This is a genomic window from Haloarcula sediminis (genome assembly GCF_035656455.1).
GTDB classification, from domain to species: Archaea; Halobacteriota; Halobacteria; order Halobacteriales; family Haloarculaceae; genus Haloarcula; species Haloarcula sediminis.
This window is the reverse complement of record NZ_JAYMGA010000005.1, coordinates 171,163-197,401: the sequence shown is the minus strand read 5'-3', so window position 1 is coordinate 197,401 and position 26,239 is coordinate 171,163. Positions and strand designations below refer to the sequence as shown.

33 protein-coding genes and 2 tRNA genes are annotated in these 26,239 nt (G+C 66.8%); 24 read left to right on the top strand and 11 right to left on the bottom strand.

The genetic code is table 11. From position 1 onward, the window contains the following. Window positions 1-9: 9 nt before the first annotated feature. The 3 genes from mptA to ahbB all read right to left on the bottom strand — a co-directional run bounded on the left by mptA (window position 10) and on the right by ahbB (window position 2,753). Window positions 10-942, bottom strand: a complete 933-nt coding sequence (gene mptA / locus VJ162_RS10070) for a GTP cyclohydrolase MptA (protein WP_324663978.1) — start codon at window positions 940-942, stop codon at window positions 10-12. A 102-nt stretch (window positions 943-1,044) separates the two neighbouring features. Next, window positions 1,045-1,635 (bottom strand): response regulator, encoded by a 591-nt coding sequence (locus tag VJ162_RS10065; protein WP_324663977.1) that lies wholly within the window; start codon window positions 1,633-1,635, stop codon window positions 1,045-1,047. 80 nt (window positions 1,636-1,715) lie between these two features. Continuing rightward, window positions 1,716-2,753: a siroheme decarboxylase subunit beta gene (ahbB, locus tag VJ162_RS10060; RefSeq protein WP_324663976.1), complete on the bottom strand. Its 1,038-nt coding sequence runs from the start codon at window positions 2,751-2,753 to the stop codon at window positions 1,716-1,718. A 109-nt stretch (window positions 2,754-2,862) separates the two neighbouring features. Between ahbB and VJ162_RS10055 the strand changes: the two genes are divergently transcribed. The 6 genes from VJ162_RS10055 (at window position 2,863) to VJ162_RS10030 (ending at window position 7,094) form a co-directional block, all read left to right on the top strand. Then, window positions 2,863-3,948 (top strand): anthranilate phosphoribosyltransferase, encoded by a 1,086-nt coding sequence (locus tag VJ162_RS10055; protein ID WP_324663975.1) that lies wholly within the window; start codon window positions 2,863-2,865, stop codon window positions 3,946-3,948. Window positions 3,949-3,985: 37 nt separating this feature from the next. Next, complete coding sequence (locus VJ162_RS10050; RefSeq protein ID WP_324663974.1) at window positions 3,986-4,900, top strand: alpha/beta fold hydrolase; 915 nt, start codon at window positions 3,986-3,988, stop codon at window positions 4,898-4,900. A 236-nt stretch (window positions 4,901-5,136) separates the two neighbouring features. Continuing rightward, the gene (locus VJ162_RS10045; RefSeq protein ID WP_324663973.1) at window positions 5,137-5,685 is read left to right on the top strand and encodes a peptidylprolyl isomerase; all 549 of its coding nucleotides are present in this window, start codon (window positions 5,137-5,139) and stop codon (window positions 5,683-5,685) included. A gap of 48 nt (window positions 5,686-5,733) precedes the next feature. Further along, the gene (locus VJ162_RS10040) at window positions 5,734-6,507 is read left to right on the top strand and encodes an MOSC domain-containing protein (RefSeq protein WP_324663972.1); all 774 of its coding nucleotides are present in this window, start codon (window positions 5,734-5,736) and stop codon (window positions 6,505-6,507) included. A gap of 50 nt (window positions 6,508-6,557) precedes the next feature. Then, entirely contained in the window at window positions 6,558-6,899 is a 342-nt protein-coding gene (locus VJ162_RS10035) for a ferredoxin (protein ID WP_324663971.1), read from the top strand. Window positions 6,900-7,009: 110 nt separating this feature from the next. After that, window positions 7,010-7,094 (top strand) — tRNA-Leu (locus VJ162_RS10030). A gap of 92 nt (window positions 7,095-7,186) precedes the next feature. Here VJ162_RS10030 and VJ162_RS10025 read toward each other — a convergent pair. Continuing rightward, a complete protein-coding gene (locus VJ162_RS10025) occupies window positions 7,187-7,975 on the bottom strand; it encodes a DUF4397 domain-containing protein (protein ID WP_324663970.1) in 789 nt (262 codons plus the stop codon). A 305-nt stretch (window positions 7,976-8,280) separates the two neighbouring features. Between VJ162_RS10025 and VJ162_RS10020 the strand changes: the two genes are divergently transcribed. The 3 genes from VJ162_RS10020 to VJ162_RS10010 are packed head-to-tail and all read left to right on the top strand — an operon-like array spanning window position 8,281 to window position 9,450. Beyond that, window positions 8,281-8,559, top strand: a complete 279-nt coding sequence (locus VJ162_RS10020; RefSeq protein ID WP_324663969.1) for an ArsR/SmtB family transcription factor — start codon at window positions 8,281-8,283, stop codon at window positions 8,557-8,559. A 51-nt stretch (window positions 8,560-8,610) separates the two neighbouring features. Continuing rightward, window positions 8,611-8,895 (top strand): hypothetical protein, encoded by a 285-nt coding sequence (locus VJ162_RS10015; RefSeq protein ID WP_324663968.1) that lies wholly within the window; start codon window positions 8,611-8,613, stop codon window positions 8,893-8,895. 42 nt (window positions 8,896-8,937) lie between these two features. Beyond that, window positions 8,938-9,450 (top strand): DUF5813 family protein, encoded by a 513-nt coding sequence (locus VJ162_RS10010; RefSeq protein ID WP_324663967.1) that lies wholly within the window; start codon window positions 8,938-8,940, stop codon window positions 9,448-9,450. Between the two features lie 288 nt (window positions 9,451-9,738). Here the strand turns inward: VJ162_RS10010 and VJ162_RS10005 are convergent, their stop codons facing one another. Together VJ162_RS10005 and VJ162_RS10000 are read right to left on the bottom strand one after the other, a co-directional pair. After that, on the bottom strand, window positions 9,739-9,969 hold the full coding sequence (locus VJ162_RS10005; RefSeq protein WP_324663966.1) for an Lrp/AsnC family transcriptional regulator: 231 nt from the start codon (window positions 9,967-9,969) through the stop codon (window positions 9,739-9,741). Window position 9,970: 1 nt separating this feature from the next. Next, a complete protein-coding gene (locus VJ162_RS10000; protein ID WP_324663965.1) occupies window positions 9,971-10,657 on the bottom strand; it encodes a potassium channel family protein in 687 nt (228 codons plus the stop codon). Window positions 10,658-10,783: 126 nt separating this feature from the next. Between VJ162_RS10000 and VJ162_RS09995 the strand changes: the two genes are divergently transcribed. Next, on the top strand, window positions 10,784-11,014 hold the full coding sequence (locus VJ162_RS09995) for an Lrp/AsnC ligand binding domain-containing protein (RefSeq protein ID WP_324663964.1): 231 nt from the start codon (window positions 10,784-10,786) through the stop codon (window positions 11,012-11,014). A 127-nt stretch (window positions 11,015-11,141) separates the two neighbouring features. Further along, complete coding sequence (locus VJ162_RS09990; RefSeq protein ID WP_324663963.1) at window positions 11,142-11,459, top strand: hypothetical protein; 318 nt, start codon at window positions 11,142-11,144, stop codon at window positions 11,457-11,459. Here VJ162_RS09990 and tmk read toward each other — a convergent pair whose 3' ends face one another. Further along, on the bottom strand, window positions 11,460-12,047 hold the full coding sequence (gene tmk, locus VJ162_RS09985) for a dTMP kinase (RefSeq protein ID WP_324663962.1): 588 nt from the start codon (window positions 12,045-12,047) through the stop codon (window positions 11,460-11,462). Window positions 12,048-12,144: 97 nt separating this feature from the next. Between tmk and VJ162_RS09980 the strand changes: the two genes are divergently transcribed. From VJ162_RS09980 to VJ162_RS09945, 8 genes are all read left to right on the top strand, one after another. Next, a complete protein-coding gene (locus VJ162_RS09980) occupies window positions 12,145-13,047 on the top strand; it encodes a complex I NDUFA9 subunit family protein (protein WP_324663961.1) in 903 nt (300 codons plus the stop codon). Window positions 13,048-13,290: 243 nt separating this feature from the next. After that, window positions 13,291-14,472 carry a tubulin/FtsZ family protein gene (locus tag VJ162_RS09975; RefSeq protein ID WP_324663960.1) on the top strand — a complete coding sequence of 394 codons (1,182 nt, stop codon included), beginning with the start codon at window positions 13,291-13,293 and terminating at the stop codon, window positions 14,470-14,472. Continuing rightward, the gene (locus VJ162_RS09970; RefSeq protein WP_324663959.1) at window positions 14,450-15,235 is read left to right on the top strand and encodes a hypothetical protein; all 786 of its coding nucleotides are present in this window, start codon (window positions 14,450-14,452) and stop codon (window positions 15,233-15,235) included. Before VJ162_RS09975 ends, VJ162_RS09970 begins: the two co-directional genes overlap by 23 nt. Then, window positions 15,235-15,846: a 2-phospho-L-lactate guanylyltransferase gene (gene cofC, locus VJ162_RS09965; protein ID WP_324663958.1), complete on the top strand. Its 612-nt coding sequence runs from the start codon at window positions 15,235-15,237 to the stop codon at window positions 15,844-15,846. The genes VJ162_RS09970 and cofC overlap by 1 nt, the downstream gene beginning before the upstream one ends. Before the next feature lie 51 nt (window positions 15,847-15,897). Next, a complete protein-coding gene (locus VJ162_RS09960) occupies window positions 15,898-16,464 on the top strand; it encodes a J domain-containing protein (RefSeq protein WP_324663957.1) in 567 nt (188 codons plus the stop codon). Window positions 16,465-16,503: 39 nt separating this feature from the next. After that, entirely contained in the window at window positions 16,504-17,193 is a 690-nt protein-coding gene (locus tag VJ162_RS09955; protein ID WP_324663956.1) for a phosphoglycolate phosphatase, read from the top strand. 281 nt (window positions 17,194-17,474) lie between these two features. Further along, window positions 17,475-19,103, top strand: a complete 1,629-nt coding sequence (locus VJ162_RS09950; RefSeq protein WP_324663955.1) for a GTPBP1 family GTP-binding protein — start codon at window positions 17,475-17,477, stop codon at window positions 19,101-19,103. A 48-nt stretch (window positions 19,104-19,151) separates the two neighbouring features. Beyond that, window positions 19,152-19,766 (top strand): NAD(P)-dependent oxidoreductase, encoded by a 615-nt coding sequence (locus VJ162_RS09945; protein ID WP_324663954.1) that lies wholly within the window; start codon window positions 19,152-19,154, stop codon window positions 19,764-19,766. On the opposite strand, the gene VJ162_RS09940 is transcribed toward VJ162_RS09945, so the two are convergent. The 3 genes from VJ162_RS09940 to VJ162_RS09930 all read right to left on the bottom strand — a co-directional run bounded on the left by VJ162_RS09940 (window position 19,760) and on the right by VJ162_RS09930 (window position 21,622). Then, window positions 19,760-20,239: a hypothetical protein gene (locus VJ162_RS09940; RefSeq protein ID WP_324663953.1), complete on the bottom strand. Its 480-nt coding sequence runs from the start codon at window positions 20,237-20,239 to the stop codon at window positions 19,760-19,762. The genes VJ162_RS09945 and VJ162_RS09940 overlap by 7 nt on opposite strands. 9 nt (window positions 20,240-20,248) lie before the next feature. Next, window positions 20,249-21,187 carry a methenyltetrahydromethanopterin cyclohydrolase gene (gene mch / locus VJ162_RS09935; protein WP_324663952.1) on the bottom strand — a complete coding sequence of 313 codons (939 nt, stop codon included), beginning with the start codon at window positions 21,185-21,187 and terminating at the stop codon, window positions 20,249-20,251. Window positions 21,188-21,292: 105 nt separating this feature from the next. Further along, a complete protein-coding gene (locus VJ162_RS09930; protein ID WP_324663951.1) occupies window positions 21,293-21,622 on the bottom strand; it encodes an MTH1187 family thiamine-binding protein in 330 nt (109 codons plus the stop codon). Window positions 21,623-21,722: 100 nt separating this feature from the next. Between VJ162_RS09930 and VJ162_RS09925 the strand changes: the two genes are divergently transcribed. Next, entirely contained in the window at window positions 21,723-22,274 is a 552-nt protein-coding gene (locus VJ162_RS09925; RefSeq protein WP_324663950.1) for a response regulator, read from the top strand. A 688-nt stretch (window positions 22,275-22,962) separates the two neighbouring features. On the opposite strand, the gene VJ162_RS09920 is transcribed toward VJ162_RS09925, so the two are convergent. Next, window positions 22,963-23,034: transfer RNA gene (locus VJ162_RS09920), tRNA-Gly, on the bottom strand. A gap of 341 nt (window positions 23,035-23,375) precedes the next feature. Between VJ162_RS09920 and VJ162_RS09915 the strand changes: the two genes are divergently transcribed. From VJ162_RS09915 to VJ162_RS09900, 4 genes are read left to right on the top strand one after another with little or no spacing between them, the layout of a single operon-like run. Continuing rightward, entirely contained in the window at window positions 23,376-24,218 is an 843-nt protein-coding gene (locus tag VJ162_RS09915) for an RNA methyltransferase (protein ID WP_324663949.1), read from the top strand. 4 nt (window positions 24,219-24,222) lie between these two features. After that, a complete protein-coding gene (gene rpl3p / locus VJ162_RS09910; RefSeq protein ID WP_324663948.1) occupies window positions 24,223-25,239 on the top strand; it encodes a 50S ribosomal protein L3 in 1,017 nt (338 codons plus the stop codon). Window positions 25,240-25,242: 3 nt separating this feature from the next. After that, complete coding sequence (gene rpl4p, locus VJ162_RS09905; RefSeq protein WP_324663947.1) at window positions 25,243-25,983, top strand: 50S ribosomal protein L4; 741 nt, start codon at window positions 25,243-25,245, stop codon at window positions 25,981-25,983. Continuing rightward, entirely contained in the window at window positions 25,980-26,237 is a 258-nt protein-coding gene (locus VJ162_RS09900) for a 50S ribosomal protein L23 (RefSeq protein WP_262180516.1), read from the top strand. The genes rpl4p and VJ162_RS09900 overlap by 4 nt, the downstream gene beginning before the upstream one ends. The last annotated feature ends 2 nt before the right edge of the window (window positions 26,238-26,239 follow it).

Below are 26,239 nucleotides of genomic sequence, written 5' to 3'. Positions count from 1 at the left end.
ACGGGGCGACTACTGTTCGTCCGCCACTTCGTCACGCAGGTCTTCCAGTTTCGCCACGCGCTCGGCGTGGGCGTTGTGCTGGTGGATGGACTCGTCGTTGGACTGCTCCATGTAGACGATGGCGTCGTCGGGCAGATCCGGGAACCGGTCGACGACGCCCTCGGCCAGCGCCCGGACGCAGTCCTCGACGAACTTCGCGTCCTTGTGGGCCTCGAAGGTCATGTGGTCCTCGTCGGGCCGCTTTGCGAGGTTGTAGATGCGGGCGCTCATCGAGTCCCGGGCGACCTCGATGAGCTCGTTGAGGTCGACCTCTGGGGCCCCGTCGCTCTCGACGGTCAGCGTGGCGTGACCCCGCTGGGAGTGGCCGGCCTGGGGCATCTTCTCTAAGAACTCGTCGATGACCTCGTCCTCGACGGCCATCTGCTGGAGCGTCTCGCGGGCGCGGGCCGCGGACATCCCTTGCGAGCAGGGACAGACGGTCATCCCGGTGACCTGTGCGCCGATCTCCTCGCTGGTGCCGTCCTCGGTCGCCGTCGCCGAGGCGATGATAGTCGCTGTCGACTGGGTGGCCATCTCGCTTTCGGGCGTGGACTCGTGGGTGACGTAGTCGGCTTCCATCCGAACTTCCGCCTTCGTGGTGTAGTCGTGTTTCTCCAGGAGAAGCTCGGCGGCGTCGCCACAGACGTCCTCCACGCGGTAGGCCTCCTCGGACACTGCGGTCTCTAGGGTCTCGTCGATGACCTCCATGTTCCGGGACATGTCCGCGCCCTTCCGCCAGGAGGGGAGGTCGACGAACACTTCGAACTCCGCCATGAGCACGATAGGGTCCCGGTCACGCCGGCCCAGCTTGACGAGCTTCTCGACACCGGTGACACCGACGCGATTGAGACCGACCGTCACGTCCGGACTCGTCGCCTGCACGTCCGGGAGTTGCTGACTCATTGGCCCCGCTTAGGACGAGGCTCGGTTAGTGCTTTCGGAACCCACAGATCGACGAATAGACCGGTGTTACCGGTCCGACGGGGCGACCGGCACAGCGACCTGTCAACCCACAGTCGGCGGGTCTGCCCGCTCGATATCGCGGAACGCCCGGTCGAAGTCCGTCGGCTCGAAGCCGGCCACCAGCTCCGACAGCGCCGCTTTCGCCGCCTCGATGTCGGCTTCGAGTTCGCCGAACCGTTCGCTCTCGGCCAGCTCCTCGAGGGACTTGCTCTCGACCAGGGCGGCCCGTTTGGCCGTCAGCGCGTAGTACTCCCGGAGCTGTTCGTCGTAGGTCAGACACCGAACGAGACGGGCGACTGTCCCCTGTAGCGCCCCCTCGGTGACCGGCTTCTCGATGTAGTCGTCGAAGGGCATCTCGATGATGTCGAAGTCAGCCGCCTCGCCGGTCACCATCGCGACGCGCGTCTCCAGCCCGCGCTCGCGTATAGCTTCTAGCACTTCCGCGCCGGAGAGCTTCGGCAGCCGCCGGTCCAGCAACACGATGTCGACCGACGGCGAGAGCGCTTCGAGCGCCGCCGGGCCGCTGTAGACCGTCTCGACATCGTACTCCCCCTCCAGTTGCGATGCGTAGATCTCCGCCACGTCGACGTCGTCGTCGACGACAAGTATCCGAGCCCCCCCGGGTTCTGACATTGTCTCGGCTTACAGGAGACACAAGGATACCAAAAGCGTTGTGGCACAATCAACACGGCGTCACCCGTGCTCTCGCGGCGTCACTCCCCCACGATATCGTCGTAGCGAGCGCCCGTCTGTTTGAGCGTGGCCGTGGAGTAGAGCCGGTCGTGGTCGACGGGGAGATACGCCGTCGAGAGCTCGTCTATCTTTTCGTCGACGGCGTCAGCCTCCCGACCGTGAATCATCGTAAAGAGGTTGTAGGGCCAGTCCTGTTCAGGTCGGCGCGGGCGGTGGTAACACAGCGTGACGTAGGGGAGTTCGCCGACGCGTTCGCCGAGTTCGTCGAGCCGGTCGTCCGGGACGTCCCAAACCACCATGCAGTTGTTGTCGAAGCCGGTGGTGATGTGATTGACCACGCAGCCGATGCGTTTGACACAGCCGTCGTCCCGAAGCCGCTCGATGGCCGCGAGCACGTCGTCCACGTCGGCCCCGACGGTGGTCGCAATGTCCCGGTAGGGCGTCGCCGAGAGGGGGAACCCCTCCTGTATCGCCAGCAGGAGCCGGCGGTCGAGGTCCGAGAAGTCGGCCGCGGCGTCCTCGCTGATTCGGGTGGCGCTGGCGTCGGTGCCGTCGACTGACTCCCGGGCGAATCTGTCAGCGTTGACCACCGGGAACTCCAGGTCGATGTAGTAGTCGGTCAGCATCGGCAAGACGAGCACCGAACAGCCGGTTTGGGTCTCGATGTCCGCCAGAATCTCGTCGCGCTTCTCGCGGGAACCGGCGGTGACGACGAACCACATGTTCCACTCGTGGTCGCGGGCGTAGTTGTGGTTTACCTGCCGGTAGTCGTTGATGACGGCGGCGACCTCGTCGAACCGGTCCTCGGGGACCGACACTGCGGCCAGTGTCGAGGAGCCGATGACCGGCGGGTTCAACACGGCGCCAAAGCGCCGGAAGATCCCGTCGTCACGGAGCGACTCGACGCGCTCGAGTGCCTCGTCGCCCGGGATACCCAGCTGCTCGCCGACAGCGTCGAAGGGTCGTTCCCGAACTGGGAACCCGCTCTGGAACCCGTCGATGAGTGCGGCGTCGACATCGTCGATACGCTCCTGCCAGTCACCCGCCCGGAGGCTCATTGGTCCGAGTTAGGAGTCGACAGGTGTATCGCTTTCGGGAGCGAGCGGAGTTCCCGCAAAATGAGAACGAAACGGAGGGGCTTTGAAAGCCCAGTTCTAACCGCTCCCCATGGCACAAGCGACCCGCGAGTACGGTGACTGGCCGCTGAAGCGGCTGATGACCGAGGTCGTCGGCTCGGGCCACAAGTCCGCCGACGACATGACCCGCGCGCAGTCCCGGGAGGCCTTTGAGCGCATCCTCGACGGCGAACCGGACCACACCACACTCGGCGCGTTCTGGCTGGCCAACCGGTGGAAGCGAAACACACCCGTAGAGCTGGCCGCGTACGTCGACGTGATGGCAGAGGAGTCAGTCGTCACGGCCGAACCCGAGGCCGACCCCGTCGACTGCGGCGCGAACTACGACGGCAAGGGCCGCTCGGCCATCCTCGGTGTGGCCGCCGGGCTCGTGGCCGCCGCCGCAGGGACCCCTGTGGTCGTCCATTCGGGCGACCGCGTCCCCACACAGAAACAGGACGCCTACAAGCACGTCCTTGACGAGCTGGGCGTCCGAACCGAACTCGACCCCGAAGAGAGCGCAGACATGGTCGACGACGTGGGCTTTGGCTTCTACTACCAGCCCGCGTTCAACCCCGGCATCGACGCTCTCTTCGACCGCCGTGACAACATGGGCGTTCGCTGTTTCGTCAACACCGTCGAGACGCTCGCGAACCCGTCCGGGGCGAGCGTCCACCTCGGTAGCTTCTACCACCTCCCGTTTGCAAAGAAGATGGTCCGCACGCTCATCGAGTCGGAGACGACGGACCTCGAACGGGCGCTGTTCTTCCAGGGGATGGAGGGGTACGACGACGTCCGCCCCGGCGAGACCATCGTTGCCGAGTGGCCCGTCGAGGGCGGCGACGCGGACGAGGATGGCATCGCCGACTTCGAGATCCGTACGGGCGAGTACGGCATGGACGTAACTAGCGACGACCTCGCCGTCGAGGACGTGGCCGGCGAGTCCGCCGAGATCACCGAAGCGGTCCTGACCGGCGAACGCACCGACGGCTTTGCCGACGCCGTCGCGCTCAACGCCGCCCTGCGCATCTACGCTCGCGGGGACGCCGACAGCATCGAAGACGGGCTCGAACAGGCTCGCGCGGCCATCGACGACGGCAGCGCCGCCGACGCGCTCGACGCCCTCCGGGACTTTTAGACGAAAGCGGCTTTTCTCGGGCGGCCCAAACGCCCGTATGGCTTCGACCGACGGGTGGACGGTCCCGCTCGAAGACGAGTCCTGGCGCCACGACACCGTCGAGACGAACGGCGTTCGGCTCCACGCCGTCACCGCCGGCCCCGAGGGCGGCGAGCTGGTCGTGCTTCTGCATGGCTTTCCCGAGTTCTGGTACGCCTGGCGCCACCAGATATCGGCGCTGGTTGAGGCGGGCTATCGCGTCGTCGCGCCGGATATGCGCGGGTACAACCGCTCGGAGAAGCCATCGGGGGTCGACGCCTACCACATCGACGAGCTCGTGGGCGACGTTGCCGGGCTGGTCCACACGTTCGACCGCGAGTCGGCCCACGTCGTCGGCCACGACTGGGGCGGGCTGGTGGCCTGGCAGACCGCTATCGACCGCCCCGCAGTCGTCGACCGGCTGGCGGTCCTGAACGCGCCCCACCCGTCGGCCTACGAGCGCGCGTTGCGCTCGAACCCGGCCCAGCTCGGCAAGTCCTGGTACGTCGGCTTCTTCCAGCTCCCGGGCCTGCCGGAGTGGGCGCTTGGGACGATGGACTTTGCCGCCATCGAGCGACTGCTCGGCGACGGGACGGTCCGGGCCGACGCCTTCTCCGAGACGGATCTCCAGCGCTACAAGCGAGCGCTGGGACAGCCGGGCGCCCGGACGGCGGCGCTCAACTACTACCGGGCGATGGCCCGTCGGACGGCGAAGTTGACGCTGACTCAGGGCGGCGTCGGCGACCTGCCGGTTCGGGCGCCGACACTGCTCGTCTGGGGGGAGCAGGACGCGGCGCTGGACGTCTCCCTGACCGAGGGACTGGCGGAGTGGGTCCCCGACCTTCGCGTCGAACGGCTCCCGGACGCGAGCCACTGGGTCCAGTTCGACGCGCCAGAGCGGGTGAGCGAACTGCTGCTCGACCACCTCGATTGAGCGAGCAGCCGCCACTCCCGCTGCTTCACGGGGCTTACGAGACGCTTTGTGCCTCGCTCTCCCCGTTCCGCATCGAGGGTTCCAGTCACCCTCGCACCGCCCGCGGGACGACGTGTCGGCCTCCCGCGGCGCGCCTCGCAACAGCAGTCAGGACACAGTGGTCATGGCCACGCCCCCGTACAGGAACGCTCGGCCATAGTGGGCAAGTTTTTCCCCGCCGGTGTCCTCCTATCTGTATGAGCGACCTGACAGCGACGCTCCACACGACAGAGGGCGACATCGAAGTGAAACTGTACGAGGACAAGGTTCCAAACACCGTCGAGAACTTCGTCGGGCTGGCCGAGGGCGCCGACGATTACGACTCCGCGGAGGTCGGCCCCGGCACCGGCGCCTGGGAGGACCCCGACTCGGGCGAGAAGCGGATCGACCCGCTGTACACCGACATCGAGATCCACCGCGTTATCGAGGATTTCATGATTCAGATGGGCGACCCGACCGGCACCGGTCGCGGCGGCCCCGGTTACACCTTCGAAGACGAGTTCCACGACGACCTGACCCACGACGAGGCGGGGCTGCTCAGCATGGCCAACCGCGGTCCCGACACCAACGGCTCGCAGTTCTTCATCACGCTGGGCCCCCAGCACCACCTCAACGGCAAGCACGCCGTCTTCGGCGAGGTCACCGACGGGATGGACGTCGTCGAGACAATCGGCAACGCCGACACGGACCCGAACGACGCCCCGACCACGCCTGTCGTCCTCGAATCCGTCGAGATACACCGATAGTTACGCGGTGGGTAACGGCTTTGTCGACGGCGCTCCTTTGCCCGCGCAGTGGCACACATCGACCGACTCACGGTCTATCCGGTAAAGGGGTTGGACCACCTCGACGTAGAGCAGTCGCGGGTGCTCCCCGGGGGGACACTCGAACACGACCGGGAGTTCGCGCTGCTGGACGACGGCGAGCGCGTCAACGCCAAGCAGTCCGACCGCTTTCACGCGCTGTCGACCACTTACGACCCGGAGACGGTGACGCTCCGCGTCACCTCGCCCGAGCGCCGTGAGTTCCCCCTCGACACCGAGACGGGGCGGGCCGAGGCGGCGGCGTGGCTGGCGGACGCGCTCGAACTCGACAGCGACCCCCGGCTCGACCGGCGCACGGACCTGGGACACGTCGACCGACAGTCCATGGGGCCGTCGGTCGTCAGCACCGCGACCCTGGAGGCGGTCGCCGGCTGGTTCGACGGGATGACCGTCGACAGCGCGCGGCGGCGACTGCGCGCGAATATCGAAGTCGGCGGCGTGCCGGCGTTCTGGGAGGACCGTCTCGTCGGTGCGGACGCGCCGGCGTTCCGGGCCGGCGACGTGCGCATCGAGGGAGTAACCCCCTGTGGCCGCTGTGTCGTCCCCTCGCGGGACCCCGACACCGGCGAGCCGACCCCCGAGTTCCGCGAACAGTTCATCACGAAGCGCCGCGAGACCTTCCCCGAGTGGGCCGACAGGGACGCGTTCGACCACTACTACTCGCTGATGGTCATCGCCCGGGTCCCCGAGGCCGACCGCGGGAAGACCGTCGGCGTCGGCGACGACGTCGAACTCGTGGGGTAGGTTCTGCGGAAACCGACAGCGGAAAGACCGTCGACGCGCTACCCGCAGGTATGACAGAGGCCGACGAACCCGTCGACCCCAGCGAGTTCGGGGAGCAGAACGCGCCGCCGGTCGAGGAAATGCCCTACAAGCTCATCTTCGAGGCCAACAAGTGCTTTGGTGCGGGCAAGTGTGCCGAGGTGTCGGTGAACTGGTCGCTGGACCTGGACACCGGCATCGCACAGCCGGACGCCTACTTCTTCGGCGAGGACGACCTGGAACACAACATCGCGGCCGCCGACAGCTGCCCGGCGAAGAAGGACCGCGGCGTCATCCACGTCGTCGACCGCCGGACCAACGAGGAGATCGCGCCCGACCCCAACGGCGACGGCACTCTCTCCGTCGACTGGTAATATCGGGGGCTGTCCCCTCGTGGCGGTGTTCGCTGCCGCGAAACCGCCACGAGCGTCCGGTCGACAGCAACCGAAACCCGTTTTCCCGCGCAGTGTGCAGGGTGAGACGCGCGAGGGTAGCCGAGCCTGGCCAAAGGCGGTGGGCTTAAGACCCGCTCCCGTAGGGGTCCCTGGGTTCGAATCCCAGCCCTCGCACTCTCCTCGATACGCTCGCCGCGAGCGGCGCCACCGGTTTCCGGAACCGAAAACGGGCGCCTGTTTCGGACGCAGTGTCGTCCAGCGAGCGGTCAGCTCGAGTCCTGGGCCACGAACAGGTCGAAACCGGTGTCGGACGGGTCGTCGTCCGGCGTGAGATAGCCCGCCGCGAACGCGGTGTATGCCGTGCCGCCGTTCAGACTCACGTCGAAGTCCGCGACCACGTCGCCGTCGTTGCTCTCGGTGTCGCCCCGCACTTCGACGGTGTAGTCGTTGCCGGGCACTTCGATAGAACCTGACTCCGTGTAGGCGACGCCGTCGAACAGCACGGTGTCACCGCCGGCGGCAGTGACGTCCACCGCGGGCGCGTCGGGTGAGAGGTGGACCAGCCGGAGCCGGGCCGTGTCGCCGCCCGGTGCGCTGGTGTCGTCTTCCAGGATGAGGGGCGCGAACGCTTCGTCGGCGCCGTCGCTTATCTCGCCGGCCGCCGCGACGGTGTAGGCCGTGTCGGCCTCGACGGTAATCGAGTCGTCGAACACCGACGTGCTCTGGTCGCCGGCGGCGGTGATCTCGACGTCGTGGTCGCCGGCGGCGACTTCCAGATAGTCGCTCGTCGCGCCGAAGGGAACGTCTTCGAGCACGGCCGTCCCGTCGACGTACACGTCCACGTTCGGTGCGTCGGGCGACATGTGCGAGACGCGTACCATCGCCATACCCGCCATCTCGCCGCCGTCAGTTTCGGTCTCCGTTCCCGCCGTTGTCCCGGTCTCGCTCCCCGTGGGCGTCCCGTCTCCGCTGCTTCCCCCACAGCCGGCGAGACCGACAGTCGCCGCCGTACCGATACCGAGCAAGACCGTCCGTCGACTTGTATCCGATGACATCACCTGTTCCGAGGAGTGTCGGATATATAATATATTTTGCAACTCGGGCTAAACTCTCACTCAATTTCGGCTCAAGTCCGCCTAGAAAGGTTGTACGTCCCGATACCGCTACATCCTGCCGAAAAGGTTTTATCGACTATTCGCAGAGATATTGCATATGCGACACACGGTCCCGGTGGTCGCTGCTGGGTCGAGCCCACCGGCGTGCCCGCGATGGCTCCCGGTCCCGGAGCGGCGGGACCTCGCCGGCGCTCGCCCCGGAATGTCGGTAGATTCTTTATATGCCCTCCGGAAGCCACTACCGAATGGATACGGTCCTCTGGCAGACGCTTGCCGGCACGCGTGGGGGACCGAACCGCGCCCGCGTCCTTCGTGCGCTGGACGAACAGCCACGCAACGCCAACCAGCTCGCCGATGACCTCGACCTGGCGTACAATACGATTCGACACCATCTGGAGGTTCTCGAAGAGAACGGTGTCGTCACCAGCAGCGACGCCGACTATGGGGTCATCTACCTGCCCAGCGAGCGGGCGCGGAACAACTGGGAGACGGTCGAACGGATACTCACACAGGTGGACGACTGATATGACTCGACCACGACGACGGACCACGGACGGCGGGAGGTGCGAGGCGTCATGAGTCTCGTCCTCGACGTCGCGAGAATCGCCGCCGCTATCAACATCCTGCTGTTGGGTGGCCTCATCGCCATCTGGGTCCGGACGTATCGGGAGATACGTGCGCCCATGACGCTGGGCTCTATCGCCTTCGCCATCTTTCTCCTTGCCGAGAACGCCGTTGCGCTGTACTTCTACTTCAACGCCCCGGCGGGGATGCCGGCCCTGGCGGTCGAGGTGATGGCGGTCCTCCAGGTTCTGGAGGCCGTCGGTATCGCCGCGCTGAGCTACGTCACCTGGAAGTAACGAACGACGCGCTTTTGCGGCCCAGCGCCTTACTGTGGCCAGATGACCGACGTTCCCGACGACGTCGCGGACGTGTTCGACGCCCGCGAGACGTTCGTTCCCGGCGGCAGCGGCTACGTGATCGAGACGACGAGCTTCGAGGGCCACGTCACCGCAAGCGAGGGCGAAAAGTGGCGCACCGACTACGAGGTGACGGTCAGGGCACCGACACTCCAGGCCTCGACGGCCGACGAGGTGGGCCCCGCCGTTCGCGACGGCTGGTTCGAGACGCTGGAACGGCGGCTCGAAGACGCCCCCAAGGCCACCCGCGTCGCGGTCGACCTCGACGACTACACCGTCGAAGAAGACGACGAGGAGGTCGTCGTCACCTATCGCTTCAGCCTGGGTGGGGAACGCGAGGCCGCCGACGTGGCCAAGGCCTTCGTCGAGTACGTCGAAGGGACCTACGTCGAGGGTATCATCCCCGGCTACGAGTACGTCGGCGTCGTCGCCGACCTCATGAGCGCCGCGAGTTCGGGCGGCAGCGAGGGCAGCCGCGGCGGGACGCCGCTGTAGTGGGTACGCCGGTCGCCAGATACGCAGTCGAATCCCTGTTTACGTGTTCGAAAAGTACCGTCAGCAGTGGCCGGGAGTCGCCTCTGTGCGACGACCCGGGGAAGGGCAGGCCTGTCAAGAAAGCATAAGAGAGGGGGAGCGTCCGCGGCCGGAGGTCGCGGTTCGAACGCGGCGCGCGGACTACGGCACGCCGAAGGCGTGCCACGGGAGCACGCCGCGGTTTTTCCCCACGTTTTTGCCCGAACGAGCGCGGCGACGCCGCGCTCGTGACGGTGCAAAAAGTGGTCTCTAGTCCATCGCGATGTACGTCTGCGTGGACTCGACGCCCTCGATCTCCTGGACGTGGGTCGCGGCGACGTCCTTGACGGCGGCGGGGGTGTCGACGCTCACCTTGGCGATGAGGTCGACGTCACCGGCGACGATGTGGGCCTCTTCGACGCCGTCGATGCCCTCGATCGCCTGACGCAGCCGGTCGGCGTCGCCGGTGTGGGCCTTGACCATGACGTAGGCGGTGACCATTCTAGGCACCTCCCAGCGCCTTGGCGGGGCCGCTCTCGCCGACGACGATGCTCCGGACATCCGAGAGGGTGTCGAAGTCGGCCAGCACGACGAGGTGGTCGCCCGCGTCGAGCGTCTCGTCGGGGTCGGGGATGTCAAGCGGCGCGTCGCCTTTCCCGTGGGCGAGCAGGCGAGTGTTTGCGGGCAGTTCGAGTTCGGAGAGCGAGTAGCCTTTCATGGGTGCGGAGTCGGTGATAGTGAACTCGACGAGCTGGAGGTGCTGGGCGATGTCGGCGATGGCGCGGATGTTCCCGCCCAGCAGGGCGTTTTTCGCGGCGATGGCGCCGAGCCGCTCGGGGTAGATGACCTCGTCGACGTCGGACGCGTAGCGCCGGTATATCTCCTCGCGGTAGTCCTCGTCGATACGCATGACGGTGCGACAGCCGTGTTCCTTGCCGATCATACAGGCGACGAAGTTGTCGTTGAGGTCGCCGGTGAGCGCGCCGATGGCGTCCGCTTTGGCCAGGTCGGCCGATTCGAGTGTCGCTTCCAGTGCGCCGTCGCCGGCGATGACGTCGAAGCCGGCAGCTTGGGCCCGCTCGACGGCGCCTTCGTCGCTTTCGATGAGGGTGACGTCGTGTCCGCTCTCCCGCAGTACCCGTGCGGTCCGCAGTCCCACACGGCCAGCACCCACGATAACGTATAGCATAGACGGCAGTACGGGACGGGGACGAATAAAAGTACCCCGCCATTTGTCCCGTTCCAGTGGGAGTCCCGAATCCGAAGCCAGCAACCGCGCGAACGTTTTTGATACTGTGGTACGTCATGACACAGTATGGCATCCGCGTTCATCATGATAAAGACGGTCGCGGGCAAATCCGACGACTTGCTCACGGACGTCCGGGAGACCGAGGGGATAACCGAGGCACACATCGTCGCCGGACGGTACGATATCATCGCCGAGGCCACCGGCGAGGGGGTGTACGACGTGATGCAGTCGGTGTCGACACGCGTCCGTGACCTGGACGGGGTCGCGGATACACGGACCTACATCTGTCTGGAGTAGCGAGACGCCGACCGGAGGACCGTCTTTCGGACGAGCGCTCGGTGACCGAACGGCATCGCAAGCCAGACGCGGCCGGCGAGTCGCGCAGTTCCGACACGGCAAAGGTCGTCGGCCCGCTAGGGCGGGTATGGTCAGCGTCGTCGGACTCGCCGGACTGCTCGTCATCGTGCTGCTCAACAGCGCTGTGACAGCACTCATGACTCGATTTTTCAGGGTTCGGCTGAAAACCAGATGGGGCGGCTTCCTCTACTCCGTCCTGCTCTGTCCGTTCGCGATGTTCGTCGTGTTCATGCTGTTTGCGGTGCTTGGCTTTGGCTCCGGACTGGGGCTCAGCAACGGGACGGCGGTCGCGCTCACGATACTCGTCCCGCTCGCGCTCGGGATGACGTTCGATTACATCTGGATGCCCTCGCCCGACGAGGTCGAACTGCCGACCTCGGCGTAGCTACCGACACACGGCGTCTCTGACCCGCTCGTAGACGGTTTCCGGGTTCTGGGTGGCGTCGACACGGACGAACCGGTCGGGGTCGCTTTCGATGAGTCGCTCGTAGTTCGCCCGGACGTCGGCGAGGTAGTCGGCCGTCTCGAACTTGTTCGTGGCGCCGCTGCGGCGGGCGGCCGTCTCCGGGTCGAGGTCGAGATACACCGTGCGGTCGGGCGGTCGGGTCCAGGGCTCGTGGACCTGTCTGACGTACGCTAGCGGGTCCTCGAAGTGTTCGTTACCCGCCAGGGTGGCGCCTTGGTAGGCGTATCTGGAGTCGGAGTAGCGGTCCGAAACGACCAGCCTGCCGTCGTCGAGGGCGGGTCGGACGGTGTCGGCCAGGTGGGCCGCGTGGTCGGCGGTGTACAAGAAGAGCTCCGCCAGCGAGTCGGCCTCGTCGTCCCCGATAGAGCGCATGACGGCCTCCCCGTACCAGCTATCGGTCGGTTCGCGGGTGAACGTGGCGTCGTCCGGCAGGGCGTCGTCGGCCCGCAGGCGCTCCCACACCGTCGTCTTCCCGCTGCCGTCGAGTCCCTCCAGCGTCACGAGCATACCGGCCCGTCGGCGGCCGGGTACGTAAGCGCCCCGAACCGCCCTGCCCCAACTGGTTTCGCCCTATCTTTACGGTCGTTCGGCGGAAAGGAAGGGTATGGACGTACTTGTAGTCGGCGGGACTGGCTTCGTTGGACAGTATCTCTGCCGGGAACTCGACGACCGCGACCACGACGTGACAGCTCTGTCCAGGGACCCCCACGACGCGGAGCTTCCCGACGGTGTCACACGGACGGAAGGCGACGTGACCGACTACGACAGCATCGAAGGGGCTTTCGAGGGCCGGGACGCCGTCGTTTTCCTGCCCGCGCTCTCGCCGCTTTTCAAGCCCGACGGCGGCGACGAGATGCACGAGGTGGTCCACCTGGGCGGGACCGAGAACTGCGTCAAAGCGGCCGAGGAACACGGCGTTTCACGTTTCCTCCAGATGAGCGCGCTTGGGGCCGACCCCGACGGCGCGACTCACTACCTCCGGGCGAAGGGGAACGCCGAGGCCGTCGTTCGGGACTCCGACCTCGACTGGGTCATCTTCCGGCCCTCGGTCGTCTTCGGTGACGGCGGGGAGTTCGTCTACTTCACCAAGCGGCTCAAGCAGATATTCGCCCCCGGGGTGCCGCTGTACCCGCTGCCCGGCGGCGGGCGGAAGGCCCACTTCCAGCTCATCTGGGTCGACGACCTCGCCCCGATGCTCGCCGACGCGCTAGAGGGCGACGAACACGTCGGCCAGACCTACGAGGTCGGCGGCCCCGAGACGCTGAGTCTGCGGGAGGCCACGGAACTGGTCTTTGCGGCCGAAGGCAAGTCTATCAGTATCGTTCCCCTGCCGATGCCGCTGGCCAAAATCGGGCTCCCGGTGCTTGGCTCGCTCGGGTTCCCCATGGGACGTGACCAGTACGAGGGGCTGGACTTCGACAACACGCCGACGACCAACGACGTCGAAGCCTTCGGTCGCGACCCCGCCTCCTTGCGGTCGTTCCGCTCGTATCTCGGCGTGGAGTAGCTGCCCTGTGTTGTCAGGGTAGATAATTTCTGTCGCTGTTCCTGTCGACTTTCACTACGGTCCGGGTTCGACTCGAACCTGGACAGACTGGCCGTAGCCGCCCGGTACTGCCTGCTGGCGATTTTCGCGCCCGGCGAACGTCAGCGAGCTTTTGTTTCCTGTTCGAACTTTCATCGCTGAGATTTGGGCAAAAAACTTATACGCGCTATCCTACTTACCACTTTCAACCGGAGAACTATATCAATGAAACTCGCGATGATCGGCTTCGGGCAGGCCGGTGGCAAAATCGTGGACAAATTCCTCGAGTACGACGAGAAGACGGGCTCGGGAATCGTCCGCTCGGCCGTGGCCGTCAACACGGCCAAGGCCGACCTGCTGGGGCTAGAACACATACCGGAGGAGAATCGGGTACTCATCGGCCAGGCCCGCGTCAAGGGCCACGGCGTGGGCGCTGACAACGAACTCGGCGCCGAGATCGCCGAGGAGGACATCGACGAGGTCCAGGGGGCCATCGACAACATCCCCGTTCACGAGGTCGACGCGTTCCTCGTCGTCGCCGGGCTCGGCGGCGGGACCGGCTCGGGAGGGTCGCCGGTCGTCGCGAAGCATCTCAAACGCATCTACACCGAGCCCGTCTACGGGCTTGGCGTCCTGCCCGGCAGCGACGAGGGAGGCATCTACACGCTCAATGCTGCCCGGTCGTTCCAGACGTTCGTCCGCGAGGTGGACAACCTCATGGTGTTCGACAACGACGCCTGGCGCCAGACCGGCGAGTCCGTCGAGGGCGGCTACGACACTATCAACGAGGAGATCGTCCGACGGTTTGGGGTCCTCTTTGGTGCCGGCGAGGTCGAGGCCGGCGACAACGTCGCCGAGAGCGTCGTCGACTCCTCCGAGATAATCAACACGCTCGACGGCGGGGGCGTCTCGACTGTCGGCTACGCCTCCGAAGACGTCGAGGTCAGCTCCGGCGGCGGCGGGCTGCTCTCGCGGTTCAAGGGCGACAGTGGTGGCGACGACGGGATGGACACGGCCAACACGACCAACCGAATCACGTCGCTTGTCCGCAAGGCAGCACTCGGACGGCTGACGCTGCCCTGCGAGATAGAGGGCACCGAGCGTGCCCTCCTCGTGATGGCCGGGCCGCCGGAACACCTCAACCGGAAGGGTATCGAGCGCGGGCGCAAGTGGCTCGAAGAGCAGACCGGCTCCATGGAGGTCCGCGGCGGAGACTACCCGACCAACGCCCCGAAGGTCGCCGCATCCATCCTGCTGGCCGGCGTCCACAACGTCCCCCGTATCAAGGAGCTCCAGCAGGTCGCCATCGAGGCTCAGGACAACATCGACGACATCCGCAAGGAAAGCGAAGATAACTTAGAGAACTTGGTTGAAGACGATGAGGATGAACTCGATCCGCTATTCTAGGGCGACCGTTGCACTGCTTTGCGTTGTCGGACTGCTGGCCGTCGCGGGCACAGCGGCTGCTTTCACAGTCTCGACAGAGGGCGACGTGCCCAACGAAACAGCCGTCGGCAACGAGGTGTCGGTGACGTACGTCATCGACGACCCGTACACCGACGCGCCCGACGAGTGGACTCTCACCGGTGAGACCGAACTCGAAAACGTCAGTTGGACCGTGACGGTGCTCCGGGCCGGGAGTCCGGTCTCCGACGGTGAGCAGATATACGGCGGCCAGTCCTTCGAGCGCGACCTCGACATCGACAACAACGGCGACCAGGTGCGCGTCGAACTCACTGGCACGACTCCCTCCATCGGGAACTACACCTACGAGCCGGAGGAACAATATACGGTCGCGAGCCTGACCCGCGTGACCGGGAGCAACGAGAACCAGTTCCGAAACGATTCGGCCCACCACTACACGGACCAGAGCCGTGAGGCGCGACAGGCCATCGACGCCGCTGGAACGGCCATCGAGGAGGCCGGCGGCAACAGCGAGGCCGAGAACCTCCGTTCCAACGCCATCTCCGCCTACGAGAACGGCAACTTCGAGAACGCTATCTCCCTCGCGGACCAGGCCCAGAACACGGCCGAACAGGCCCAGCAGAGCCAGCAGACGACCCAGACGCTGCTGTACGCGGCCGGGGCAGTCGTGTTGCTCCTGCTGGTGGGTGGCGGTGGCTACTACCTCTACAGCCAGTCCAAAGAGGACGACTACAGCAAGCTGTAATGCGACTCGTCGTCCCCGTCTCGGGGTCTGACCCGAAAACCCGACTTTCCCCCGTTCTCACTCCCGAAGAGCGACGCGAGTTCACCGAGTCGATGCTCGCGGACGTGCTGGGGGCACTCGACGCGGCGGGCCACAGCCCCGAGGTCGTCTCGACGGCGCCGGTCGACTGTGACGCGCCGGTCACCGTCGACGACCGGGGACTCGACGCACTGGTGAACGACCTACTTGTCGAGACGGACGGGGCGCTCGCAGTCGTGATGGCGGACCTCCCGCTGCTTACGCCCGCAGCTGTCAGGCAGCTGTTCGACCCCGACGAGGACGTGGTGCTGGCCCCGGGACTGGGCGGCGGGACGAACGCCTTCGTCTGTCGTCATCCCGGCTTTCGGGTGGATTACCACGGCGCGTCGATTCGGGACCACCGGCGTCTCGCCAGCGAAGCGGGGGCGAGTGTCGCGGAGGTAGACTCACGCCGGCTGGCGACCGATATCGACGAAGCGGCCGACCTCGCAGAGGTCCTGCTCCACAGCGACGGTGCCACCGACGACTGGCTCCGCGATGCAGGGTTCGAGCTGGTCGTCGACGACGGCCGCGTCACGGTCGACCGGGCGTAGGAGGTCACCGGAGGCGAGACGCTTACGGTTCTCTGGCCCGAACCAGTGAGCGTGCAGTACGACCGGTTGACCAAGGGAATCGCGGTCGTCTTCGCCGCCCTCACAGCCGTGCTGACCGTGGTCGGGCTCCTCTCCAGCCCGGCCGTGCTCTTTCTGGCGCTGATGTTCGGGGCCTCGACGTATCTGATGTACTACCACCTCAGCGGGAAGATGGCTGCAAGCGTCTACGAGCGCGTCGAACAGCGGGCCGCGACCGACGCTCGCGGCGCCCGCCGTGGCGACGGTCGCGGCGGGTTCGGTGCGGGGCCGCGCGAGGAGTGGGAGCCCCCCCGAGACGGACGGGCGCGCCGGACCGCAGAGCGCGTTCGCCAGGAGCGGGCCCGCCGCCAGGGGGCCCGGCGTGGCCGGCAGCAAGCGCGACAGCGTGTCGCCCAGTCTTCCGGACCCACGCCCGCGGAGGCCTACGACCGGCTCGACCTGTCGCCCGGTGCCGACGAGAGTACGGTCAAGCAGGCCTACCGAGAGCGGGTCAAGGAGACCCACCCGGACACGGACAGTGGAAGCGAACGCGAGTTCAAGCGGGTGCAGGCGGCCTACGAGACGCTCACCGACGATTAGGACCACAACGACCAAACCCACGCCGGGGTCATTCCCCGTATGACAGAGACACCGCCGCTGGTGGTCGATATCGACGGGACGCTCACCGACGAAAGCCGGGCCGTCGACCCGCGCGTGTTCCCGGTGCTGTCCGAGTGGCCCGAGCCGGTCGTCGTCGCGACGGGGAAGGCGATGCCTTACCCCATCGCGCTGTGTGAGTTCGTCGGCATCGACTACACGGTCATCGCGGAGAACGGCGGCGTGGTGTTCGTCGAGGCGACCGACACGCTCCGTATCGAGGGGGACAAGGCGGCGTGTCTCGCCGTCGCCGAGGCGTACCGCGACCTGGGCTATGAGATGGGCTTTGGCGAGGTCGACCTGGCGAACCGCTGGCGGGAGACCGAGGTCGTCGTCGACCTCTCCCAGCCCGCCGAACCCTTGCGACGCCTGGCAGAGGAGCACGGACTCGCGTTTCTGGACACGGGATTTGCCTACCACGTAACGGACCCACGCACCGACAAGGGAACCGGACTAGAGACCGTCTGTGCCGAGTTGGGGCTTGACCCGACGGCGTTTCTCGCGGTCGGCGACTCCGTGAACGACGCGGCGGCGTTCGACGTGGCAGGGGAGTCGGTGGCCGTCGCCAACGCCGACGAGACGGCGCTGGCTCGGGCTGACAGGGTGACCGAGGCGAGCTACGCCGACGGCTTCCTTGAGGCGGTCGAGCCGTACCGGTATAGTGGCCAGTGAAATCCAATGCGCGCTCTACCGCACGGAGCCGTGCGGTCGATGCGTGCACCGTTTCAATCGTCACTACAGGGGCGAACTGGCGACACCGACACGTGGGACAGCGGGGGGCGTGTCGCGCGACGGCAGGCCCCCGCTGGTGGCTGCCCTACATAGGGGCGGCTGGCCCCGGCATCGGGTATAAACCTTCGCTGTGAGAGATAGAGACAATCACCGTACTCAACAGGGGTAAGCGACCCCATACCCGGGGAAAGCTTTTGTCTGGCCCTCCGTTACGGACCCTCATGAGCCCCGACCGGGCCGTCCTCCAGCGCGCGCTGGACCGCGGCGAACAGGAGGGCGGCAGCGTCGAGTTCAAGGAGCGGCTCACCGAGGACCTCCACCTGTCGGAGGGACGCCTGGAGTCGCTTGCCGCACAGCTCCGTCACCGCGTCCTGTCCGGGGACGGCGAGGCCACCTACGTCGTCGGCGTGACCGACGACGGCGGGCTGGCCGGCATCTCCCCGACCGAGTTCTCCGAGTCGATGGACGTGCTGAGCCTGCTCGCCGAGGAGGCGGGCGCCCACATCGAGGAGGTCCAGACGTGGGGCGTCGACAGTGCTGGGGGCGACAGCAGCGAGGACGCCACACAGGGGATCGTCGGCGTCGCCACCATCCGCGAGGGTGCGGTACTGGAGGACGACGACCACATCGTCGTCGGGACGGCGGGCCACGTCGACCACGGCAAGTCCACGCTCGTGGGATCGCTCGTCACTGGCGAGGCCGACGACGGCGAGGGCAACACGAGGGGCTTTCTCGATGTCCAGCCCCACGAGGTCGAACGCGGGCTCTCGGCTGACCTCTCCTATGGCGTCTACGGCTTCGACGGCGACGGGCCGGTCCGGATGGACAACCCCCACCGCAAGACCGACCGGGCCCGCGTCGTCGAGGAGTCCGACCGGCTCGTGAGCTTCGTCGACACCGTCGGCCACGAGCCGTGGCTCCGGACCACGATTCGGGGGCTGGTGGGCCAGAAACTGGACTACGGCCTGCTCACCGTGGCCGCCGACGACGGCGTCACCGAGACGACCCGCGAGCATCTGGGTATACTGTTGGCCACCGAACTCCCGACCATCGTCGCGCTCACGAAGACCGACCTGGTCACCGACGATCGGGTCAGCGAGGTCGAACGCGAGGTCGAGCGGGCGCTGCGGGATGTCGACAAGACGCCGCTGCGGGTCGAGCGCCACGGCGTCGACGCCGCAATCGAGGAGATCTCCGAAACCGTGGTCCCCGTTGTGACGACCAGCGCCGTGACACAGGACGGGCTGGACACGCTCGATGAGATGTTCGAGCGACTCCCCAAAACGGGCGGCGAAGTCGGGGAGTTCCGGCTGTACATCGACCGGACCTACAACGTCCAGGGGGTCGGTGCCGTCGCGTCCGGGACGGTGAAATCCGGCGAGGTCGAGGCCGGCGACGAACTCCTGCTCGGTCCGATGCAGGACGGTGGCTTTCGCGAGGTCGAGGTCCGGTCCATCGAGATGCACTACCACCGCGTCGACGAGGCCAAGGCGGGCCGTATCGTCGGCATCGCGCTCAAGGGGGTCCGGGAGGCCGACATCGAGCGCGGGATGGTGTTGCTCCCCCGCGAAGCCGACCCCCATCCTGTCCGGGAGTTCGAGGCCGAGGTGATGGTGTTGAACCATCCGACCCGAATCGGCGACGGCTACGAGCCGGTCGTTCACCTAGAGACCATCAGCGAGGCCGCGCAGTTCTATCCCGAGGGCGGCCAGTTGCTCCCCGGCGACGCCGGCCGGACGACCGTCCGGTTCAAGTTCCGATCGTACCTGGTCGAGGAAGGCCAGAAGTTCGTCTTCCGCGAGGGCCGCTCGAAAGGCGTCGGCACGGTCACCGACGTGGGGGCGGAGTAGCCGCTGTTAGGTACCCTCGCTTTATCCGTCGAGCGACTCCGTCGTCGCATGGAGCTGCTCGTCTTCGGTGCCAGTGGCCGCGTCGGTGAGCGCCTCTGTGCGTCCGCCGTCGCCGACGGCCACAGTGTAACAGCCTTCGTCCGTGACGCTGCCCGGGCGCCCGACGGGGCCTCGGTCGTCGAGGGTGACGTGACAGACTCCGACGCCGTGACTGACGCCGTCGGCGACCAGGACGCCGTCTGTAGCGCGCTTGCTCCCGATGACAGCGTAGCGCCCGCCGTACTCGATACCGGCATCGGAAACCTCGTCGCGGCGATGGAAGCCAGCGGCGCCGAGCGCCTGGTCGCCGTCGCCGCCGCGGGGATCCTTCAGGCTACGCCGGGACGGCTCCGCCTCGATCTGGCCGGCTTTCCGGAGCCGCTGCGACCGCTCGCCGCCGTCTACCGGGCGGTGTACGACCGACTCCGCCCCTCGGGGCTCAACTGGACGCTCGTCTGTCCGCCGCGGATGCCCGACGGCCCGCCGACGAACCACTACCGAACCGCAGTCGACTACCTCCCGGAGGGTGGCCAGTCGGTCTCGACCGGCGACGTGGCGTCGTTCGTCTACCAGGCGGCCGTCGACGGGCGCCATAGCCGTGAACGAGTCGGCATCGCCTACTGAGAAACGGCAAAGTGCCCGTCCTCGACGGTGAGACAGCCGAACACCACCGCCCAGTCTAGCAACTGTTCGACCCGCTCCCGCCAGTTTCGCTCCCACGCAGGGTCGCGCTCGCGCTCCCAGCGCGGAATCGCCTCGCGCACCGCCTCGAAGGCCGCCGCGGGGCTGTCCGCCCCCGTCTCTACGGCCCTGAACAGCTCGTCGACGAGGAACACCCGGTCGTGGTAGGCCGTCGCCAGCGCGTCGCGGTCCAGGCCGTTGCGGGTACGGTGATACCCCCTGTCGGTCTCGGTGACCAGCCCGAGCGCCCGCAGGAAGGTCAGGTACTCACGGGCCCGCTCGCGGTCGCCCACGTCGGTCGCGCGCTGGATAGCCAGACAACAGTCCGCGGCGTCGTCAGGGACGAGCGGTACCGCTGCCCGCACTGTTCGGAGAAAGTCGAGCGAGCGCGCCGGCGGAGCGACCTTGTAGCGCACAGTGGCCCCCTAGAGCCCGAAGCTCTCGGCCAGTACGTCGCCGCTCGTCTCGCCGACGACGTGGGTGTCGCCCCCGACTACGTCCACCGTGACTTTCGCCGGCCCGAACAGCTCGACGGGTAGCTCGGCGAACGCCCAGTCGACGTCCTCGAAGACCCCTTCGAGCGGTCGGCCGTACTCCGCGCCCGCGACGGAGGGTATCTCGTCGACGTCGATGTCGTCGACCGGCTCGTCGACGGTCAGGTGGACCTCGCTCCCGTAGGCCAGCGCGTCCGTGGTCCGGGCCATCGCCGACGCCTCGTCGGCGGCCACGGGGGCGACCGGCGCGCGCCCGTTCGCCGAGAGCACTTCCGCCGGGTCGTAGCCCAGCTCGGCCAGCCGGAAGACGGCGAGTTCGGCGGCCCGCGCCGCACTCACGACGCTCCCGGTGACACTCGCGGTGGCGAAGGCCGGCAGGAACACCCCCGTCTCGGGGACGCCGGTCCGCTCGGCCACCTGCGCGGCGACGGCCTGGTCGGGCAACTGGTCGGTCTCGACCGCGAGGACGGCGAACTGCTCCTCTTCCCGATAGCCGATGCGTCCGAAGATGTCCTCTTCGGCGACCAGCGCCCGGGCCGGCCCGCTCCCCAGCCCCTCGAAGTTCTCTGTCGTCAGCTCCCAGCCGCCTTTCTGGGAGCAGAGCAGCGCCAGCGCCGGGTGGTCCGTCGCGAGTTCGACGTGTGTCAGCGGGGCGTCCCCGACGCGTTCCATTCCGGTCTGGACCGTCGCCAGCCCGGCCGTCTGGAGTTCGGCCAGCACCAGCCCGGCCTCGACGGCGCCGGGGACCTCGACCCCGAAGTCGAGCACCGCGGCGTCGCCCTCTAAGGCGTGGACGTCTATCGTCAGTTCGTCGGCGAAGTCGATGGCCTCGTCGACCAGCTCCGTGGCCATCCGGTTGAGCGTGTTCATACCCCGCTTTCGCCAGCCGGCCTTTTATACGAATTGTTGTCGTCTCTTTTCGGTATCGCGGGCCCAGGTACCGCGACCACCGGCAAACAGCTACGACAATCCGGATTAATCGCCCCCTTCGCCGCCGCTCCGTGCCGCCCGCCCCAGTTCGTCCTCGACCCGGTCGACCTTCTCGCCCGCGCGCTGGTCGACCCCGCGCTTGTCGTCGATTTTCAGGAACGTCTCGACGCGGTCGGACTGGGCACCGACGGCCTCGTGGGCGGCGTGGGCCGCCGCGAACAGCTCCCCGCTGTCGTCGGCCTCGATGATGGTCCCCATCGGCGTCGTCTCGTACTCGACGTCGAAATCGTCCAGCGCGGCCACCGCGTCTGCGACGTAGGGAGCCATGCTCTCCTCGACGACCGGTGCGACGGACAGGAACCCGATACAGGTCATACGCCCGCCTGGGCCCGGCCGCCCCTAACGCTGGTGCTTGTCGGCGCCCGAGCCGTCCAGTCTGAACATTTATTGTAGTCCAACACACACGTTGTGACAAATGTCGGCTGGGGGGAACGTCCTCGTCGTCGAAGACGACGACGAACTCCGGGCGGTGTACGACCGGGTGCTCTCCGAGTTCTACTCGGTCTCGACGGCCGCGAGTGGGGCCCGGGCCGTCGAGACGGTGACTGACGACACCGACGCCGTCGTGGTCGACCGACCGCTCCCGGAGATGCCTGTGGCCGCGCTCGCCAGCGCGCTCACGAGCCGATACGACGACTGCTGTGTCGGGCTCGTGACCGGTTGCGAGCCCCACTTCGATGTCTCCCGGTGGCTGGGCGTCGACGACTATCTGGTAAAGCCCGTGACCACCGAACAGCTGCGAGCCACCGTCGACCGACTCATCGCGCTGGCCGAGTACGGCTGTATCTACCGGCGACTGAGCCAGAAGCGCGTCAGAAAGAGCGTGCTGGTTCAGGAGAAACCGGCCGCCGAACTCAGCCGGTGCGACAAATTCCAGCGTCTCGAGGCCGAGATCGACCGACTGGAGGCCGAACTTGACGACATCGCCGACGAAGTGAGCGAGACGACGCGCGGCCTGACACACTGAATCGGCACCACGACGGCTGAACCGGCCGGGAGCGCGCTCTGTCGCGCGACCCGGGGACGGGCAGGGCTGTCTGAGTAATCGTACGCCGAGCGCAGCGAGGCGTTTCACCGGAATCGAACGGTGCGCGGTCGCTTGCGACGCGAGAGACGAACGGCGCACTGCACCGTGAGTCAGTGAGATTCGGCCGTTTTCCCCCACGTTTTGTGAGGCGCCGGCTGCGGGCCGGCGGCCCGCAACCGAACGACGCGGCGGCTTTGCCGCCACGCTCTCCCCGCAGCGAGCATAGGCCCGCGAGGACACCCGACGCGATTCGAGAGCGCGCGACGCGCTCTCTCGTCATGCCGAGACGGCTTTGCCGTCTCGTAGCAACGTAAAAAGCGGGAACGCGCTGGCTGGGATTTGAATCACGGGAAGACGTTCCGGTTCGCTTCGCTCACGGACTGCGACTTCCCTGAGTCAAATCCAGGGGCGGCTTCACGACTCACGGATGCCGAGCACACGCTATGCGGTACTCGGCGGCGTTGTTCGTCGTAGAAATGCGCTGGCTGGGATTTGAACCGGAGCCAGACGTTCCAGTTCGCTTCGCTCACGGGCTGCGTCTGGCAGGGCTCAAATCCCAGTTGCACTGCACGATATACAGAACGCGACGCGATGAAACGCGTCGCTTGAGAGTTTGTATGTAGAGAAGTGCGCTGGCTGGGATTTGAACCCAGGTTGTGACCATGGCAAGGTCACGTGATACCAACTACACTACCAGCGCTCACTTCGTTCGCCCTGACCCTCGCGACCACGTGGGGTCGCTCGGTACCAGCGCGCACCGTTTCGCACGTCGCCTCTCTGCATTCCAAAGTGGCGGGGGTGATAGTAAAAAGCCTTCCGCTTTGCGGGGAAAATCGCGGGGCGGAACGGGGCCGTTCGTGCGGGAAGTCACCACGGTGCGAACTTTCGGAAGCGGCAAACTGTGGGTTGTCGATTCAGGTGGGAGGGGGGCCGTAGTGGCGTGTGAACGCGTCTCAACGCACGCGCGAAGCGGGGTCTTTTTACCGTAGGGACGGAGTAGTATCGCTACAGTCTAGTGGCGTGACGTGGAAGCGTCACGGCATGACGACCAGCGTACTCGTGCCCGACTCCCTCACACGGGAAGCCGAGGACCGCCGCGAGGCGACTCGGAAGCTCGGATACGTGGCCCGCGCGGCCACGGTGTTCCGGGTGGACCGGCTGACAGTGTATCCCGACCCGGACGGTCGGGGCAAGTGGGAAGACGGGTTCGTCGAAACCGTGCTGCGGTACGCCGCGACGCCGCCACACCTCCGAAAGGAGATGTGGGGCAAGCGGGACGAACTAGAGTACGTCGGCGTCCTGCCGCCGCTCCGCGTGCGTTCACAGACCGGCTCCGGATCCGAGGGTTCGGGGTCGTTAAGACAGGGAATCGTGACCGAGGTCGGAGCTGATGGGCGCGTACGGGTCAATTGCGGTATGCAACACCCGATCTCCCTTCCCGTCCCAGCGGATATGGACGTGGAAGCCGGGGAGCGCGTGACCGTCAGGGTCTCTTCGCGACGGCCGGTCCGGGCGAAACTCGTCGACGCCCCCACGTCGGGGTTCGACGTCGTTTCCGCGGACCTCGACATGGCACTCTCGCGTGACGACGCCGGACTCACCATCGCGTCATCGCGGTACGGTGAGCCGGCAACGACTCGTCGCCTGGGCGAACTGGCCCAACGACGGGACACCGAGGGCGGCATGACAGTCGCCTTCGGGGCACCCGAGCGTGGGTTACCGTCCATACTCGATGTGGACCCGGACGCCGTCGGGGACCAGCAGCACGACGAAACCACAGGGTTCGACCTCTGGCTGAATACGGTTCCGAACCAGGGCAGCGAGGTCGTGCGAACGGAAGAAGCACTGTTCGCCTCCCTCGCCTGTCTAACCCTCACGGAGTAAACGAATGCCACAACCAAGCAGACCACGCAAAGGCTCGCTGGGCTTCGGCCCGCGCAAGCGCTCGACGAGCGAGACGCCTCGCTTCAACAGCTGGCCCTCTGACGACGGCCAGCCGGGCGTCCAGGGGTTCGCCGGCTACAAGGCGGGCATGACACACGTCGTGCTCGTCAACGACGAACCCAACTCCCCCCGCGAGGGGATGGAGGAGACTGTCCCGGTGACAGTCGTCGAGACGCCGCCGATGCGCGCCGTCGCCCTGCGTGCGTACGAAGACACGCCGTACGGTCAGCGTCCGCTGACGGAGGTCTGGACCGACGAGTTCCACTCGGATCTCGACCGGACCCTCAACCTGCCGGAGGACCACGACCCGGACGCTGCTGAGGAACAGGTACGCGACGCTCTCGAAGACGGCCGACTGGGCGATGTGCGTCTCATCACGCACACCGTCCCCGACGCCGTCCCGAGCGTCCCGAAGAAAAAGCCCGACGTGATGGAGACTCGCGTCGGCGGTGGGTCCATTTCGGACCGCCTCGACCACGCCCTCGAACTCGTCGACGACGGTGGCGAGCACTCGATGAACGACGTCTTCCGCGCCGGTGAGTACACCGACGTGGCGGGCGTCACCAAGGGCAAAGGGACACAGGGTCCCGTCAAGCGCTGGGGCGTCCAAAAGCGGAAGGGCAAACACGCCCGCCAGGGCTGGCGCCGACGCATCGGCAACCTCGGCCCGTGGAACCCATCTCGCGTGCGCTCGACGGTCCCCCAGCAGGGGCAGACCGGCTACCACCAGCGCACGGAGCTGAACAAGCGCCTCATCGATATCGGTGAGGGCGACGAGGCCTCCGTCGACGGCGGCTTCGTCAACTACGGCGAGGTCGACGGGCCCTACACGCTCGTGAAAGGATCGGTCCCCGGCCCGGACAAGCGCCTGGTGCGTTTCCGGCCCGCGGTCCGACCCAACGACCAGCCGCGCCTCGACCCCGAGGTGCGCTTTGTCTCCACCGAATCGAATCAGGGATAATCCATGCAGGCAACAATCCACAATCTGGACGGCGAGGCCGACGGCGAGGTCGAGCTCCCCGATGTCTTCGAGACACCGGTGCGACCCGACCTCATCGCCAAGGCCGTACACGCCGCCCAGGCAAACCGAAAGCAGGACTACGGTACCGACGAGTACGCCGGACTGCGAACGCCGGCCGAGTCGTTCGGTAGCGGCCGCGGGCAGGCACACGTCCCCCAACAGGACGGCCGTGCCCGCCGCGTCCCGCAGGCGGTCAAGGGCCGCGCGGCCCACCCGCCCAAAGCCGAGAAGGACCGCTCTGTCGACATCAACGACAAGGAGCGCCAGCTCGCGGTGCGGTCGGCGCTCGCCGCCACGACGGACGCCGAACTCGTCGCCGAGCGCGGCCACGAGTTCGACCGCGATGAGGTCCCCGTCGTCGTCTCCGACGACTTCGAGGACCTGGTCAAGACCCAGGAGGTCCTGGGGCTGCTCGAAGCGCTCGACGTCGCGGCAGACATCGAGCGCGCCGACGAGACCAAGATCAAGGCCGGGAAGGGCTCGATGCGCGGTCGGAAGTACCGCCGCCCCTCCTCTATCCTCTTCGTGACCAGCGACGAGCCGTCGAAGGCGGCCCGCAACCTCGCGGGCGTCGACGTGGCCACGGCCCGGGAGGTCAATGCCGAAGACCTCGCACCCGGCGCCGCGCCCGGTCGACTCACCGTCTTCACCGAGTCCGCACTCGAGGAGGTGTCCGAGCGATGAGCTGGGACGTGATCCGATACCCACACGTCACCGAGAAGGCCATGAACGACATGGACTTCCAGAACAAGCTCCAGTTCGTCGTCGACGACGCCGCCGGCAAGCCGGAGGTCGCCGAGGCCGTCGAAGAACAGTACGACGTGACCGTCGTCGGCGTGAACACACAGAACACGATGGACGGCGAGAAGAAGGCCGTCGTTCGCCTCTCAGAGGACGACGACGCGCAGGAAGTCGCCTCCAGAATTGGGGTGTTCTAACG